This window comes from Roseateles toxinivorans, from assembly GCF_004362525.1.
GTDB lineage: Bacteria > Pseudomonadota > Gammaproteobacteria > Burkholderiales > Burkholderiaceae_C > Paucibacter > Paucibacter toxinivorans.
Map to the genome: position 1 here is coordinate 1 of NZ_SNXS01000014.1, position 14450 is coordinate 14450.

12 protein-coding genes are annotated in these 14450 nt (G+C 66.2%); 5 read left to right on the forward strand and 7 right to left on the reverse strand.

The features are described 5' to 3' along the window. Positions 1 to 111, forward strand: a complete 111-nt coding sequence (locus DES47_RS29460) for a transposase domain-containing protein (RefSeq protein WP_425057489.1) — start codon at positions 1 to 3, stop codon at positions 109 to 111. A 198-nt stretch (positions 112 to 309) separates the two neighbouring features. Here DES47_RS29460 and DES47_RS26230 read toward each other — a convergent pair whose 3' ends face one another. The 5 genes from DES47_RS26230 to DES47_RS26250 form a co-directional block, all read right to left on the reverse strand. Continuing rightward, positions 310 to 2367, reverse strand: coding sequence for a M3 family metallopeptidase (locus DES47_RS26230; RefSeq protein ID WP_133703747.1), 2058 nt, complete (start codon positions 2365 to 2367; stop codon positions 310 to 312). A gap of 2 nt (positions 2368 to 2369) precedes the next feature. Continuing rightward, positions 2370 to 3503, reverse strand: coding sequence for an alpha/beta fold hydrolase (locus tag DES47_RS26235; protein WP_133703748.1), 1134 nt, complete (start codon positions 3501 to 3503; stop codon positions 2370 to 2372). After that, entirely contained in the window at positions 3500 to 4762 is a 1263-nt protein-coding gene (locus DES47_RS26240; protein ID WP_133703749.1) for an MFS transporter, read from the reverse strand. Before DES47_RS26240 ends, DES47_RS26235 begins: the two co-directional genes overlap by 4 nt. Before the next feature lie 10 nt (positions 4763 to 4772). Further along, the gene (locus tag DES47_RS26245) at positions 4773 to 6947 is read right to left on the reverse strand and encodes a TonB-dependent receptor (RefSeq protein ID WP_133703750.1); all 2175 of its coding nucleotides are present in this window, start codon (positions 6945 to 6947) and stop codon (positions 4773 to 4775) included. Positions 6948 to 7112: 165 nt separating this feature from the next. Next, entirely contained in the window at positions 7113 to 8192 is a 1080-nt protein-coding gene (locus DES47_RS26250) for a helix-turn-helix transcriptional regulator (protein WP_133703751.1), read from the reverse strand. A 39-nt stretch (positions 8193 to 8231) separates the two neighbouring features. On the opposite strand from DES47_RS26250, the gene DES47_RS26255 reads away from it, so the two are divergent. From DES47_RS26255 to DES47_RS26265, 3 genes are read left to right on the forward strand one after another with little or no spacing between them, the layout of a single operon-like run. Then, entirely contained in the window at positions 8232 to 9251 is a 1020-nt protein-coding gene (locus tag DES47_RS26255; protein ID WP_166652183.1) for a dipeptidase, read from the forward strand. Then, on the forward strand, positions 9244 to 10920 hold the full coding sequence (locus DES47_RS26260; protein WP_133703753.1) for a DUF885 domain-containing protein: 1677 nt from the start codon (positions 9244 to 9246) through the stop codon (positions 10918 to 10920). Before DES47_RS26255 ends, DES47_RS26260 begins: the two co-directional genes overlap by 8 nt. After that, entirely contained in the window at positions 10917 to 11699 is a 783-nt protein-coding gene (locus DES47_RS26265; RefSeq protein ID WP_166652184.1) for an alpha/beta fold hydrolase, read from the forward strand. The genes DES47_RS26260 and DES47_RS26265 overlap by 4 nt, the downstream gene beginning before the upstream one ends. A gap of 52 nt (positions 11700 to 11751) precedes the next feature. On the opposite strand, the gene DES47_RS26270 is transcribed toward DES47_RS26265, so the two are convergent. Both DES47_RS26270 and DES47_RS26275 read right to left on the reverse strand, forming a co-directional pair. Beyond that, on the reverse strand, positions 11752 to 12603 hold the full coding sequence (locus DES47_RS26270) for an alpha/beta fold hydrolase (RefSeq protein ID WP_133703755.1): 852 nt from the start codon (positions 12601 to 12603) through the stop codon (positions 11752 to 11754). A 15-nt stretch (positions 12604 to 12618) separates the two neighbouring features. After that, positions 12619 to 13839 (reverse strand): erythromycin esterase family protein, encoded by a 1221-nt coding sequence (locus DES47_RS26275; protein ID WP_133703756.1) that lies wholly within the window; start codon positions 13837 to 13839, stop codon positions 12619 to 12621. Positions 13840 to 14176: 337 nt separating this feature from the next. On the opposite strand from DES47_RS26275, the gene DES47_RS28855 reads away from it, so the two are divergent. After that, the gene (locus DES47_RS28855) at positions 14177 to 14404 is read left to right on the forward strand and encodes a helix-turn-helix domain-containing protein (protein ID WP_166652185.1); all 228 of its coding nucleotides are present in this window, start codon (positions 14177 to 14179) and stop codon (positions 14402 to 14404) included. Positions 14405 to 14450 lie beyond the last annotated feature (46 nt).

The window sequence follows — 14450 nt, forward strand, 5'->3', positions numbered from 1 at the left end:
ATCGACGGGTACCGCTACCTGCGCGCATTGTTTGTCGGGCTGCCGAACGCCAAGACCGTCGATGACTACGCCGCGTTGCTGCCCTGGCGCATCGAGCTCGCGGCCACCTGAGTGATGCCTATGCCGCCGCCTCGCCGGTGGCAAGGGGTGTGGTCAATTGACCGCTTACGAGATTACGACGATTGGTATCACCCCGGGTCTTGCCCGTGATTGCCTTGCCGAGCAGCTGCCACGCGGAGTGAGGGTTGCGCATGGTCAGGAACGATTGGCACTCGAGGCACGCCTGCCTTTGGCTCTCGGCAAGGATTCTTAGGCTTGCTGCAGACCGAAGCGGCGCATCAAGGCCGCCGGGTCGACGGCACGGCCGCGGAAGCGCTGCCAGGCCTCGTCGGGCTCGACCGTCCAGGCCGCGCCGAGCAGGGCATCGTCCCAGCGGCGGCCCGTCTCACGGTCGTTGAATCCGCCTGGGCTGTCCAGGAAGGCTTCGGCCGCGTCGGCCGCCATCACGTCGGCCCACAGGTATCCATAGAGGCCAGCGGCATAGCCGCCAGGGAAGCTGTGGAAATTATTGGTGACGCGCATGATCGTGTCCCAGGCTGGCGGCATGTCCAGCTCGCGCAGCACCTGGGCCTCCAGTGCGGCCACATCGAACTGGCGGCCCGGTGCGCCGTCCGCAAGCAGGTGCATGCGCAGGTCCATGATGGCCGGGGCCAGGTAATCGAGGTTCAGACTGAACACGCGGTCGTACATCAGCGAACGCTGCAACTGCTCGACCAGCTCGTCGGGCACCGGCGCGCCGGTCTGGGCATGCAGTGCGAAGCGGGCCAAGGTGCCGCGTTCCATAAGCCAGCGCTCGTTCAGCAGCGCCGGCACCTCGACGAAATCCCAGGGCACGCCGACGCTGCCGAGCGAAGGGTACGGCGCGCGCGACAGCAGCATGTGCAGCGCGTGGCCGAACTCGTGGAAGAACACGTTCGCGTATTCGAAGGGCAGGAGGATCTCGCCGGTCGGACCTGGTACGGCCTCGAAGGAGGAATGCACGGCCGAGATCGGCAGCACGCGCCGGCCGCTCTCATCCAGCTCCGCCATGCGGTACTCGGTCTGGTAGGAGCCGTGCATCTTTCCGGGCCGGTTGAACAGGTCGAAGTAGAGCACGCCCTGCGCCGTGCCGTCGTCGCGCCGCACCTCGTAGACGCGCACGGTCGGATGCAGCCGCGGCGCATCGGGCAAAGCGCTGAAGCGCAGGCCATAGGTGCGCGAGGCGCTGTCGAACATCGCGGCCAGCACGTTGTCGAGGCTCAGGTGTTGCCGCAGCGCTTCGCCGTCGAAGCCGAAATCCCGGCGGCGCAGACGCTCGGCGTAAAACTGGCGGTCCCACGGTTGCAGCGCGTCCTGCAGGCCCTCCTCGCGGGAGATGGCCGTGTACTGTGCGATCTGCTTCAGCGCCACCGCGTGGACGGTGCGCCAGGTGCGGGTGAGCAGCTCCATCACCGTCTCGGGGCGGCGGGCCATGCGCTCGTCGATGGCCATGTGCGCGAAGCTGGCGTGGCCCAGCAGCCGCGCCTTTTCGCCGCGCAGCCGCAGGATCTCCGCCGCGACGGGCTTGTTATCGGTAGGGCCGGGATGGTCGCCTCGGTCGCTCCACATCCGCCAGACCCGCTCGCGCAGGCTGCGGTCACGCGCATGGGTCAGCACCGGCCAGACGGCGGCGCGAGCGTTCTGGATCGCCCAGGCTTCGGGGCGGCCTTTCGCGGTCGCCACGGCCTTAGCGGCAGTGACCAGCGGCGCGGGCAGGCCTTCGAGTTCCGCCTTGTCCTGGATCCATGCGAATTGCGAGCCGCCATCGGCTATCAGGTTCTGGTTGTATTGAGCCGCCAGCATGTCGATCCGCGCATTGACTTCGCCGAGGCGCTGCTGGTCGGCCGGTGCCAAGCCAATGCCGGCGCGGACGAAGCGGTGGTGGATCACCTCGGTCAGCCGCCGTGCCACTGGCGGAAGGCTCTCACGATTGTTGTGGACAGCTGTCACGCGGGCGAACAGGCGCCGGTCGAAGAGGATCTCGTTGTCGAGCCCGGACAGCATTGGCGTGACCCGCTGCGTGACGGCTGGCATCTCGCCAAGCGAATTTGCTGCGCCCATCACGCGGAACAGCGCGTTCACGCGCCGCATAGCGCCGCCGCTGCGTTCCATCGCCTCGACGGTGTTCGCAAAGCTTGGCGCTTCGGCGCTCGCGGCGATCGCATGCACTTCGGCGCGCTTCATGGCGATCGCCTCGGTCATAGCTGCTTCCAGTGCCGCAGGTGTAGCCAGCTCGAAGGGCGGCAGGCCGCCAAAGGGGCCGGACCAGGGGGATAGCAAGGCATTCATGTTCAATACTCCTGTGCAGGACCTTCAATCGCCTCGCGCATCACGCCGATGACGAAGTCCGGGATTTCATAGACAAAGTTGTGGCCCGAGCCAGGGGGCGCGACGATGCGCCGCGAACGGTCGGACGTGGCCAGGTAGCGCTCCCGCGTGCGGGCGATCACACGCACCACGCGCTCGTTCAGCCGAGCGTCGGCCGTCTGGGCCTCCGGGAGTCGGGCGACGTCGAGATCGTTCTTCGGGGCCACGAGCCAGACGGCCACGCCGTCAAGGTCACCGTCGTAGACACCGGCAGACCAGGCTGCGCGAGCCGCGCCGGCCGGCGTCAACTCGGCGTAGATGGAAGCCTGCGTGAAGTCGGTGGCGACACGCTCGTCGACCGCGCGCGCGGCGATGACCTCCGGCCCCAGTTCGCGGTCCACGGCCGCCAGCACTGCCGAGTAGGCGGGGATCTGACGCTGCTCGGCCGCACGGCGCTTCATCAGGTCGAAACCGAACAGGCGCGCCAGGCCGGCCTTCAGCGGCGCCAGCCGAAACTCGCGCAGCGCCTCCAGCGGCGGGCCGTAGAGGATGGTGTCGAGCGGCGTAGGATCCAGCAGTACCAGCGTATGGACGAGGTCGGGCCGGCGGCGCGCGATATTCGCGGCCAGCAGGCCGCCGAAGGAATGACCGGCAATGACGAAGGGCCCGCGCTCGCCCGTCAGTTCCAGCACGCGGAGCACTTCGTCCGCCTCACGGGCGGTGGTGCGTGGGAAAGGCCCGGCGTCACTCCAGCCCGTCCCCGGGCGATCAATGAGGATGGAGCGCGTGCGCCCGCGGAATGCCCGGTGCAGGTGATGAATCGCATTGCCAGCTGCGTGGCCGCCTGCGAACCACAGCACCGTCGGCCGGCCCTGATGAGCTTCACCCTCAGCCCGCACATGGATGCGGTAGCCGCCCATGTCGATCAGGCGACCGGGCGCCGGGAATCGCCGCCGCACTGAAGCGCGCTTCCACAGGTAGCGAAGTGACAGCAGGGCCAGGCTGATGCCTACGAGCGCTGCCAGCCACGCGTTCACTGGCGCGAGCACCAGCGCCGCCAGCAGCGCCAGCAGCAGGCCGGCCGCATCGCGGCTCAGCAGCGCGAGCAACGCGTTCATTGGGCGTCGCTGACGGAAGCGACGCCGCCTGCCGGAGCGGGCACAGCGGTCGCAGCTTCATCGCTGACAGCAGGCAAACGCCAGGCCGCGAACGTCGCCAGCAGGAAGGCGACGCCGGTCATCATCAGGGACACGTCATAGCTGTGAGTCGCGTCATAGACCAGGCCCGAGATCCACGGCGAGACCCCCCCACCCAGTGTCGCCGCCATCATCTGCGTGGCGCTGGCACGGCCATAGGCCTCGGCAGGAAAGTAGCGCCGTGCCAAGAAAGCACCGAGCGCGTGGTCGCCGCTGCTGAACAGGCCCAGCATCAGCGCCGCGATAGCTGCCGCCACGAGTCCATGGCCGAAGTACAGCAGCACCACAGCGCCGAGCGGCGCCAGCACGAAGCCTCGGGCGAGCCAGGTGGCAGGGAAGCGGTCGATCAACCAGCCGGCCAGCAGGTTGCCGGCAAAACCACCGACGCCCACCACACTGAGCATGGCCGCCGCCTGCGCAAGTGAGAGGCCGCGGTCCTGGAGCAGCGCCGCGAAGTGCATCATGAGCGCACCGATCGCGAAGCCGAAGAACAGGTTCCACCAGGCAAGCGCCCGCCAAGTGCCGTCCTTCAGGAAGCCCATCATCGAAGGTCCGGCCGCGGCCTTTGCCGCAGGGGCCCGCCGCTCGCCCGGTGCCCGCTCGCGTATCAGCAACAGCGCCGCCGCGCCGCCCAGCACAAGGCTGATCAGGCCCATGGCGAAGAAGGCCGCGCGCCAGCCCTGGTGCGCCAGCACGTAGCCCACCCAGGGCGGATGGACCACGGCGCCCACGGCCGTGGCCGCGAACAGGATGCCCAGACCCTTGCCGAGCGAGGCGTCGAACCATTGCTGTACGACCTTGGCCAAGGTCAAGAGCGATGCGCCGGTGGCCGTGAACATCAGCGCGATGCACAGCAGGTAGTACACGCCGATATTGCCGCCCATGAGCCCGAAGGCGGCGAAGTTAGCCGATTGCAGCAACACGCCCCACAGCACCAGGGGCCGCAGTGGCAGGTTGTCGATCACCCAGCCGACCAGCGGCATGCTCAAGGGGCCGACGATGGTGACCAGGGTCATCGAAAAGGCGATCTGTGCACGGGTCCAGCCGAGTTGCTGCTCCATGGGGATCAGGAAGAGGCCAAAGGTGGAGCCGTAGAGCGCAGTGACGCCGAACAGGGCGACGAGACAACAGCCCAACAGGACCCGCCAGCTGGCCTTGGAGTCGGTGAGGGGCTGTGTCATGGTCGTGGGCTCAATAGTCGTAGCGCAGCGAAACGGTCAGCGTACGCGGCCTTTGCAGAAAGTATTGGGCGAAGCTGCCGACGCCGGCCGGCGCACCGGTGACGCTCTGCACGCCCTTCGAGTTCGTCACGTTCGACAGCATGCCCGACAGCGTCCAGTGCTCCACAGTGAACGAGCTGCCCAGATCCAGCGTGTCATAGGCATCCGCTGGCTTGTTGCCGCTCAGGTACATGATGCGGTCGCCAACGTAGGCGTAGGTGCCAAAGACCCGGCCGCTGCTGCCCATGGGCCCGGAGAAGCGGTAGCCGGCCTGAAGGGCGGCCTGGAACTTCGGCGAACCGGGCAGCCGCGAACCAGCCGGTGCGGTGAGTGCACCGCGTCCGTTGGGCACCTCGACTGGCACTTCCGTCTTCGCGTCGGTCCAGGCCGCCGAGAGCGAGAAGTCGAACGCCGACGAGACCCGGTAGCGCAGCGAGGCCTCGATGCCTTTGCTCTTCGCATGGCCGACGTTGGCAATGCCGCTCTCCGGCAGGCCGCCGTTGGCCACGGTGAAGTAGGTGAACTGGGCATCCTTCCAATCGAGCAGGAAGACGCTCAGATCGACCTGCAGGCCCTTGGCCGGATTCAGGCGCAGGCCGGTCTCGTAATTCCAAAGCGAGTCGGACTTGAAAGGCTTGAACGGTGCCGTGCCATTCGTGCCGCCGTAGCGGTAGCCCTTGCTGGCGGTGGCGTACCACATGCCCGTGTCGCCGAGGCGGTATTTGAGGCTGGCCTTGGGCGTGAATCCGCTGTCAGACGAATCGGGCGGTGTGATGTTTGATGGTGCGCCGAACTGCGTTCCGGTCTGGACGTAGTGGGTGCGGGTTCGGTAGTGCCGGCCGCCGAGGTCCACGCTCCAGCCACCGCCGAAGGCGTACTCGGCGTCGGCGAACAGCGCCGTCTCGCTGGCCGTTGTCACGGTGCTGAGATCGACAAGGTCGGTCAGTCCGAAGAAGGCGGAGGGGTCAATCTGTTTTGCGTTTCCGCTGCCCGAACTGCGCTGGTAGAAAACGCCGGCGACATAGCTGAGCGGCCCACCCGGGTTGCTGGCGATGCGCAGTTCCTCGGAGCGGGCACTGAGCCGGCTCTCGGACGGCCGGATCACCTGTGGCACCACAAGTCCGACGCTGGAAAACAGCTCGGTGTCGTCGATCAGGCCCGTGGCCTTGTTGCGCCACCAGCCGGTGACCGACGTCAGCGTATGCGCGCCGAGGTCCCAATCAACGGTCAGGCTGGAGAAGTCGGCAGTAACCTTGCGAGCCGAATTGTTCGGCGCCGTATGCTCGAGCTTCGTCGGGTCTGGCGAGACGCTGGCCGTGTCGCTTTGCTTCGTGTCCTGCGTGGAGACGACCCAGGTGGCGCTGAGCGCAGCGGTCGGTTTCACCGTGGCGAGCATGCGGGCGCCCTTTTGGCGGATCTTGTTGGCGTCCTTGGTCAGCGTACCGAGGTTGTCGATGTAGCCTGGGTCCTCGCGATCCCAGGCGACCGCGCGCAGGCCGGCTGTGTTCGTGGCCAGAGGCACATTGACCATGCCGGCGATCGATGGCGCGCTGTCGCCGCCGGAGACCTTCGCATAGCTGAGCAGCACGCTGGCGTCGAAGCTGTCGAGCTTGGGCTTGTTGAACAGATATCGCACGGCTCCGCCCAGCGACCCCGAGCCGAAGAGCGCGCCCTGCGGACCGCGCAGCACCTCCACGCGATCCAGGTCAAACGCGAAGGGGTCGGGCACGATACCCTTGCCCAACGGAGAGACCAGAGGCACGTCCTCGACGTAGAAGCCCGTGGGCTGCTGTTGCCCACCGCCGCCCTCGTTGCTCGTCTCGGTGCCGATGCCACGGATCGTGATGGTGTTGCTGGAGATGTCCCCCTTGTTGAACTGCACTCCTGGCGTCAGCTTCAGCGTGTCTTCCTGGTCCTTGGCGCCGAGGGCTTCCAATTGCGCGCCCTGCAGCACGCTGACCGAGCCGGCCACATTGCGCTCGGGCTCGATGCGCTTGTTGGCGGTGATGACGACACGATCCAGCTGGGTCGTTTCGTCGTTCCTGGCGGCCTGCTGCTGGGCCTGGACGGCCGGAACAATGGCAAGGCCAGCGACAGCCATGGCTTCGACGAGCCGGCTGACGCGCAAGGGGGCTGATTTGATCATTAGGTGTGCTCCTGCAAAGTCCCGCCAAGGGATACAGCACGGCGGATGAGCTTCACAATAAGTTCAGGCTCCGGCGCGTCCGTGGGGCTTTGGACGGAACATTTAGGAGAAAGGACAAGCCAGGGGAAAGCCCTTAGTGCTTCAGGCCTTGGTTTTTTCGGTGCCTCAGCGCTTGGGCGCCAGCTCAACCACGAACGGTGCGCGGTGCTGCCGGTACTCGCGCGGCGACAAGCCCACATGACGGCTGAAGGCGGCCGCGAAGCTGCTCTGGTGCTCATAGCCGACAGCGTCGGCCACCTGCCCGATTGTCAGCGCGCCCTCCAGCAGCAGTTGCTGGGCCTCGCGCATTCGCCGATCGAGGCAATGGGACACCATCGTCGTGCCGAAGGCCTCCTTGAACACCGACTTCAGCTTGTTGAGGCTGACGCCGAGATCCGAGGCTACGTCGCCGAACATCGGCGGGTGCCGGTATTCGCGGTCCAGCCGCTCGCGGGCGGCACGGGCGACGTCCAGGTCGCGCTTGCGCGGCAGCTGAACGCTGCGGTGGCCGGGACCCTCCCCGTCTTCAAGCATTGCCTCGAGGGCGAAAGCGATCAACTCGGTCAGACGGCCGGCGACCTGCATCGTGCGCAGTTCGCCCGGCAAGCGGCTGTCCAGCGTATCGGCGATCAAGGCGGCGATGCGCGGGTCGACCGGAAAGGAGGACAGGCGCACCACATCGGTGGCGCCATGCACCACCTCGCGTACCGCCAGCGGCAGCTCGCTCTCCAACAACCCGAAGCGCTTGGCGAAGGTCTCGGCGCGGAAGTTCGCGATCAAACCCTGTTGGCGCGAGCCGCCCATCACGTCGGCTGTCAGCGTGACGCCCTGCGGCAGGCAGGCCAGCAGCACCTCCGGCCGCTTGAAGACAATCGGCGCCGAGGGGCCGTGGCGAAAGGACACGTCGCAGGCCAGTGAGGCGCGCAGCATGATGACAGGCTCCTCGGCCTGATAGGGCCAGCGCACCGACTGCGGGAGCACGCAGTTCAGCACGTTGACCATGGCATCGTCGTCGAGCCGGATCAGGTCTGCTGTGCCGCTGCCTGGCTCAGCGAACACGGTACGCATGATGTTGCGCGAGATTGCTTTGGCCCCGCCATTGGCCGAAGCGCGCTGCCATTCCGCGTCCCAGTCGAGGGGGTGGGGAACCGTGTCTCGAGCTGTCGCAGCCATGAAGTCCGCTCTCCTAAAATTCCGATGCACCATGCTAATGCAAGGAGCGAACAGTTCACTATGGTTCGATCCATGGATCGAACCGAACTTGAATCACGCGCCCGCTCCTTGATCGACGCGACGCTGGTGTGGGACAACCATGCCTGCATGCCGCTGAGGCCACTTGACACAGGCTTCCTGCCGCAGCTGGAGCGCCACCGGCGCGCCGGCTTCGATGTGGTGATGCTCAATGCGGGTTTCGGCGAGCAGGACATTGAGGCGCACGTACGCATGGTCGCCAGCCTTCGCCACTGGATCAGCGAGCATTCCGGGCACTACCTGCTGCTCGAACGCACGGCAGACGCCGAAGAGGCCCGCCGCAGCGGCCGCCTTGCCGTCGGCCTGGACATCGAGGGCGCGAACGCCATCGGCGACCAGCTCTCGCTGATCGAGATGTATCGGGACCTCGGTGTCTGGTGGATGGCCATGGCTTACAACCGCAACAACCGAGTCGGCGGCGGCTGCCAGGACGATCACGATCCCGGCCTCAGCAATTTCGGCCGCGCGGTGATCCGCGAAATGGAGCGGGTGGGCATGGCCGTGTGCGTCAGCCACACCGGCCACCGGACTGCGCATGAGGCCATCGAGTACGCCAGCAAGCCAGTGATCTTCTCTCACAGCAACTGTTCAGCGCTGCGCGAACACCCGCGCAATGTCCCGGACGAGCTGATACGCGCATGCGCCGCCACTGGCGGGCTGGTCGGCATCAACGGCGTCGGCATCTTCCTCGGCGCCAACGACATCGCCAGCGAGACCTATGCGCGGCACATCGACCATGTCGTCCAATTGGTCGGGCCGCGGCACGTCAACATCGCGCTGGATTACGTGTTCGACCGGCAGGAACTGGATGAATACATCGAGAAGATGAAGCACACCTTCCCCCCGGGTCTCGGCTACGACCTGGGCGGGCGCTTCGTACCGCCCGAACAGCTCACAGAGATCGTGGCGATACTGATGGATTGGGGTTACGACGACGGGGCGCTCACGGCCATTCTCGGCGGCAACCTGATGCAGTTGATGAAGACAATCGAAGGGGCGCGATGCCATGTCTGAAGAAGTGACAATCAAGGCGCTCGCGGAGCGCTTCTGGGCATGGCAGTGCCACGAGTTCCCGCTGACGGCTTTCATCGCCGGCGTGAAGACGACGGATCCGGTCCTATTCCGCGAGGCGCCGCAAGACCACGAGCGCCGCCACGGCGAGGTGCTGACCTTCATCGCGCAGCTGGATGCCACCAAGGTGCCCGCCACCTCACGAGAGCGTGCGGATGCCGCTCTGCTGCGCCGCGAACTGGAAGACCTGCGCGACTTCCATCTGCTGGGCGCGCACCAACGGCCCTGGTTGCTACCGGTGGGGCCGGAGTTCAATACGATCTACTTTGCCAACCTGTGCAGTCTCGGCGATGCGCGGGCAGCCGAGTTCTACCTGGCGCAGCTGGGCACACTTCCGCAATTCTTCGACGACATTGGCGCCAACCTGCGCGATGGCCGGGCGCGCGGCTTCCGCTACCCGAAGGTGGTGCTTGCGCGCGCCGAGGCGAACATGAGGGCGGTGACGCAGGGGCCGGTGGAGAAGCTGCCCTGGTTCGGTGCTTTCGTCCGCAGCCCGACCGCATGGCCACAGGCCGAGGCAGCGAAGGCGTTGATTGGAGACCTGATCGTGCCGGCGCTCACCCGGCTGGCCGACGTACTGCGCGACGAGCTTGCGCCCTGCGCGCGCGACTCGATCGCCGCGTCGGATGATGTCGACGGTGAGCGCTACTACCAGCGCTGGGTCCGCCACTTCACGAACCTGGACATGACGCCCGAGGCGCTGCACGCGCTGGGCATCAGCGAGGCGGCCCGCGTCGAACAGGAGATCGAACAGGTCGCTGCGGATGCCGGCTTTGCCGGACGCGTCACGGATTACCGCAAACACCTCGCCGAAGCACCCGAATTCTTCGCCACCAGCGGTGAGGCGCTGCGCGAGCGGGTGGAGATCACCGCAAAGCGGATTGACCGGCTCATACCGAACTACATCGGCCGGGTTCCCCGTATCACCTACGGTGTCGAGAGCATTCCCGAGAGCCTGGCGCCGCGCATGCCGCCGGCCTACGCGCAGCCGAGCCCCGGCGACCGCTCGACCTCGGGCATCCTCTGGGTCAGCGGCCTGCCGGGAAAGTGCCCCCTCTACATGATCCCGTCCCTGACGCTGCACGAGGGCTGGCCCGGCCACCTGATGCACCTGGCGCTGGTCCAGGAAATCGAGGACGTGCCGGCTTTCTGCCGCTATAACGGGCCCAAGTACTCGGCCTGCGTCGAAGGCTGGGCACTGTACTGCGAGGGCCTCGGCGAAGCCATGGGCCTTTACAAGACGCCGCACGAACACTTCGGGCGGCTGGACATGGAGTTGTGGCGCGCCTTGAGGCTGGTGGTGGACACCGGCATCCACGCCAAGGGCTGGACGCGCGAGCAGGCAATCCAGGAACTGGCCACCCGGGTGTCTCTCAGCCTCGACACGATCGAGGCCGAGGTGGACCGCTACATCGCGCTGCCGGCCCAGGCGCTGGCCTACCAGATCGGCAACATCCGTTTCCGCGAGTTCCGGGCACTTGCCGAGTCGAAGCTGGGCAAGCGCTTCAATTTGCGCACGTATCACGACAAGCTGTTGGGCTTCGGCACCGCGACGCTGCCGGTGATCGGCGAACTGCTCGATGAATGGCTGGCCGAGGAGGCTGCGGCATGAGTGGCATTCAACTTGATCCTGTTTCGGGCGTCGCCTACGCGTTGCAAGGCCCGATCAATGGCGAGCCGCTGATGATCGGCCTGCCGCTGATGGCATCGTTCGAATCGATATTCGGAGAGGCGTTGAAGCCGGTTCTGGACGGCTACCTGTCGCGCCTGACGGACCGCTACCGGGTGCTTCTAGTCGACTACCCGAGCATCGGCGCTAGCTGCGACATAGCGCCCGAGCAACTGACGGCCGAACGCGTTTGCGGGGATCTGCTCACCGTGGCCACCGCTGCCGGCTTCGAACGCTTCACGTACTGGGGCTACTCCTGGGGCGGCGGGGTTGGCTTGCAGCTGGCCAGCCGCAGCGATCGGCTGAAGGCGCTGGTCATCGGTGGCTGGCCGCCGATTGGCGGGCCGTACAAGGAAATCGCCGATGCCGCGCAGCGCAAGCAGCACGAGCCCGAGGCCTCGTCCATGATGGTGCTGCGCAACAAGGCGCAGTACACGCAGTGGATTCACTACAACCGCAGCGTCCAGCATGGCTGGAACGAAGCTGCGGCATTGGCGGCGATGCGCGCCCTGCCCAAGTTCGTGTTTCACGGCGAGCTGGGCGATCTGGTCGAAGCGGGCATACCCGTGCCCATCGCCAGCCTGATTCGCAACAACGCCGCCACCTTGCGCCGGCTCGGATGGGAGCTGATGGAAGTGCCCGCCGTCGGACACGAGGCTTGTATGAAGCCCGAGCTGTTCGTCCCAGCGGTGCGAGCCTTCCTGGACCGCAGCCTGGCCTGAATCTGCCTGCCTGGTCGCCCGTACTCCGGCGCCCGGGGCCAGCTTTACGGCGTCAGGCAGTGATGAATTCGCGCAGCATTGCCATCGCCTCGACCGGCTTGTCGCGCCAGACACCATGACCTGCGTTCGCGAACTCGACGTAGCGAACCAGATGCGCCGGCAGTGCGGCGGCGATGTCGCGCTGGTCCTCGATCGGCGTGATCGGATCGTCTGCGCCGCCGAAGACCAGCACCGGACACGCGGCTCGCGCGAGGCCGGGCAGCAAGTCCACATGAGGCAACTCGTTGCGATTCCAGCTGTCGAGCAGTTCGCCGTCGAAGGCCGCGGATGATGGAGCGCTGCGGTCGGCCTGCGGCGTCGTGCTGTAAAGCGGCAGGCAGATGCGCAGGAATGCGTCGAACGATGCCGGCGAGGGATCGGCCCAGTAGGCGCGCGCAGCCTCGCGGGCGGCGGCGCCCCCACGACGATCAAAGGCCGCGAGCTTGCGCTCAAGGCCGAAATGTGGCGAGCAGCTTGAAAGTATGACTTTGGCCGGATGGCCCGGGTGCCGCTCGATGTAGCGCTGCGCGACCATGCCGCCGAAGCTCTGGCCGAAGACAATGGGCCGCTCGATCTCCAGCGCCTCGCACAGCAGTACGATGTCATCGGCCCAACGGTCAAGCGTCCACTCGCTGCTTGGGCCTCGGTCTGATCTGCCATGGCTGCGGTGGTCGTAATAGATGAGCTGTGCGACATCGGCCAGAGGGGACATCCGCGGCTTCCAGCCGCTGTGATCCATGCCCGGTCCGCCATGCAGCAGAATCACCGTCGGCCGCCTGCACAACGTGCCGTCGTCCATGGGCACAAGGCCCGCGCCTTCGACGTCGAAGAACAGGCGCACGCCGGGTTCGATCTCGACTCTCATCGCGTTTTCGCTTTCCTATCGTGCCGGCGTGGCCTGGCGGGTGAAGTAGATGACGTCAATGCCCAGGCCCGGGCTCAACTGGTGGACCGGCAACTGCCCGTGCAGGCGATGCGGCTCGGCATGCAGCTCTTCCAGCACCTCTGGCGGCGCGCGGCGCAAGTCGAGCAGCAGCGCGTCATGGCCCAGCGTCGCGAGCCGGCCCTCGAGCGAATCGGCCGGTGCGACACCTACCTCCGGCTGGCATTGGTTGTCTCCTATCAGGTGGCCAATCGTCAGCAGTTCTCCTTCAGCGCAGAGGCGCTTCAGGTGGCTGCCCATCATCTCGGGCAACGCGACGGTCTCCGCGCCCAGCGCGATCGACACCGGCAGAGTGGACGCATGGCCCAGGTGGGAAAATAGCAGCATCCTTCCGCTGGCGGCGAGACGCTGGCGAAGCAGATGCTCGACATTCTCGGCCTTCTGGCGGTCACTGATCGCTATGCTGGGCCAGGCACCCGATGGCCCTTTTGCAGCACACCATCCACGTTCGAATTGCCGCAGGTAGGACTCGGCCTGGCGCACAGCGCGAGCCGCATCTTCGGCGTAGGGTTCGATTCGGTTGGCAAGTCCTTCCACCACAGCGGTCACCGCGTCGCGCTGGGCTTCGTCCAGCGTCGTATAGCCGCGTGGTTCAGGACTCGTTCGTTCCACACCCAGGCAGGGCCGAAGCGGCTCCAGGCGCTGGTGCAGTTCAGCGGCACCCTTTGCATCGACGCGCTGCAGGACCGCCAAGGCCATCTCGATCGCGGCTGCGGGCGAGCCCGACAGAGGCGAGGTATCGATGCCGTAGAAGGACAGCGGTTTGCCGCCGCTTGGCCGCTCTGCATTGAACGCGCGCATCCAGCGCACGAGCCCGGCCTGCTGCGGGTACCTATGCAGGCCGGATGTGATGCCACTTCCCACGACGTCCTCCAACTCGCCGGTGCCGCCTTGCACGAAGGCGTCGATGGCCAGGCCTGCGGACAAGCCTGACTCCAGCGCTATCGCGCAAAATCCCATCCGTTCTACCAGCCAGGCGAACAGTGCGTTTCGGAACTCGATCGGCTCGCGCGCACCGTGCAGCCCCTCGCCGATAGAGACCAGACGAGCATTGCCGATCAATGCTCGCAAAGGCGCCTCCAGCGCGTCAAGCGAGCGATCAAGCGGTAGACAGTTGTCGCGCGTCCATTCAAGCAAGCGTGTGTAGGGCGTCTTCATACTCGACCATTTTCGGCTTGGTCAAAAACCAAGCAGCCGGTCACGACGCAGCCACATGACAGACGCGCTTCGTTTTCCCGATGCCTCGATACGTCTGACTTGACAGGGCTATCAACTTTGAGATGCATGGCCCAAGCTTAGACAGGTCGTTACCCTGGCACCGCAGCGCTCGGCAAGGATTCTGAGGCGAACAGCCATAACATTGACCTGCAGGCGTCCGCGTGCTCACTCCGGGGTAGCTTGCTTGGACGGTCCGAAAGCCCTCGTTCGCCATCAGCTCCGGGGCCTGGAGGTTGCCGCGCGTCGCCGCGCTGTGCCATCTTTCGCATGCCGCCTGGTGCGCCAGTTCGCCGAAGCGGCCGACCGACCGCCAGTCGATCTGTTGACCGAGATCCGCAGGGACCACGCGGTCCATCGGCTGGGGCAGAACCTACAGTCCGTGGCCGCGATCGGCGAGGCCGTGGGATATCTGTCCGAGGCAGCGCTTCAGCGCGCCTGCAGGCGGCACACCGGGTTCATGCCGGCCCGCTATCGCGCCGCACAATTGCGCCCTGCCGCCGACTGATCAACGCTTGATAGGGCCGACATCCCCGGTGCCTGGCGACCGTTTG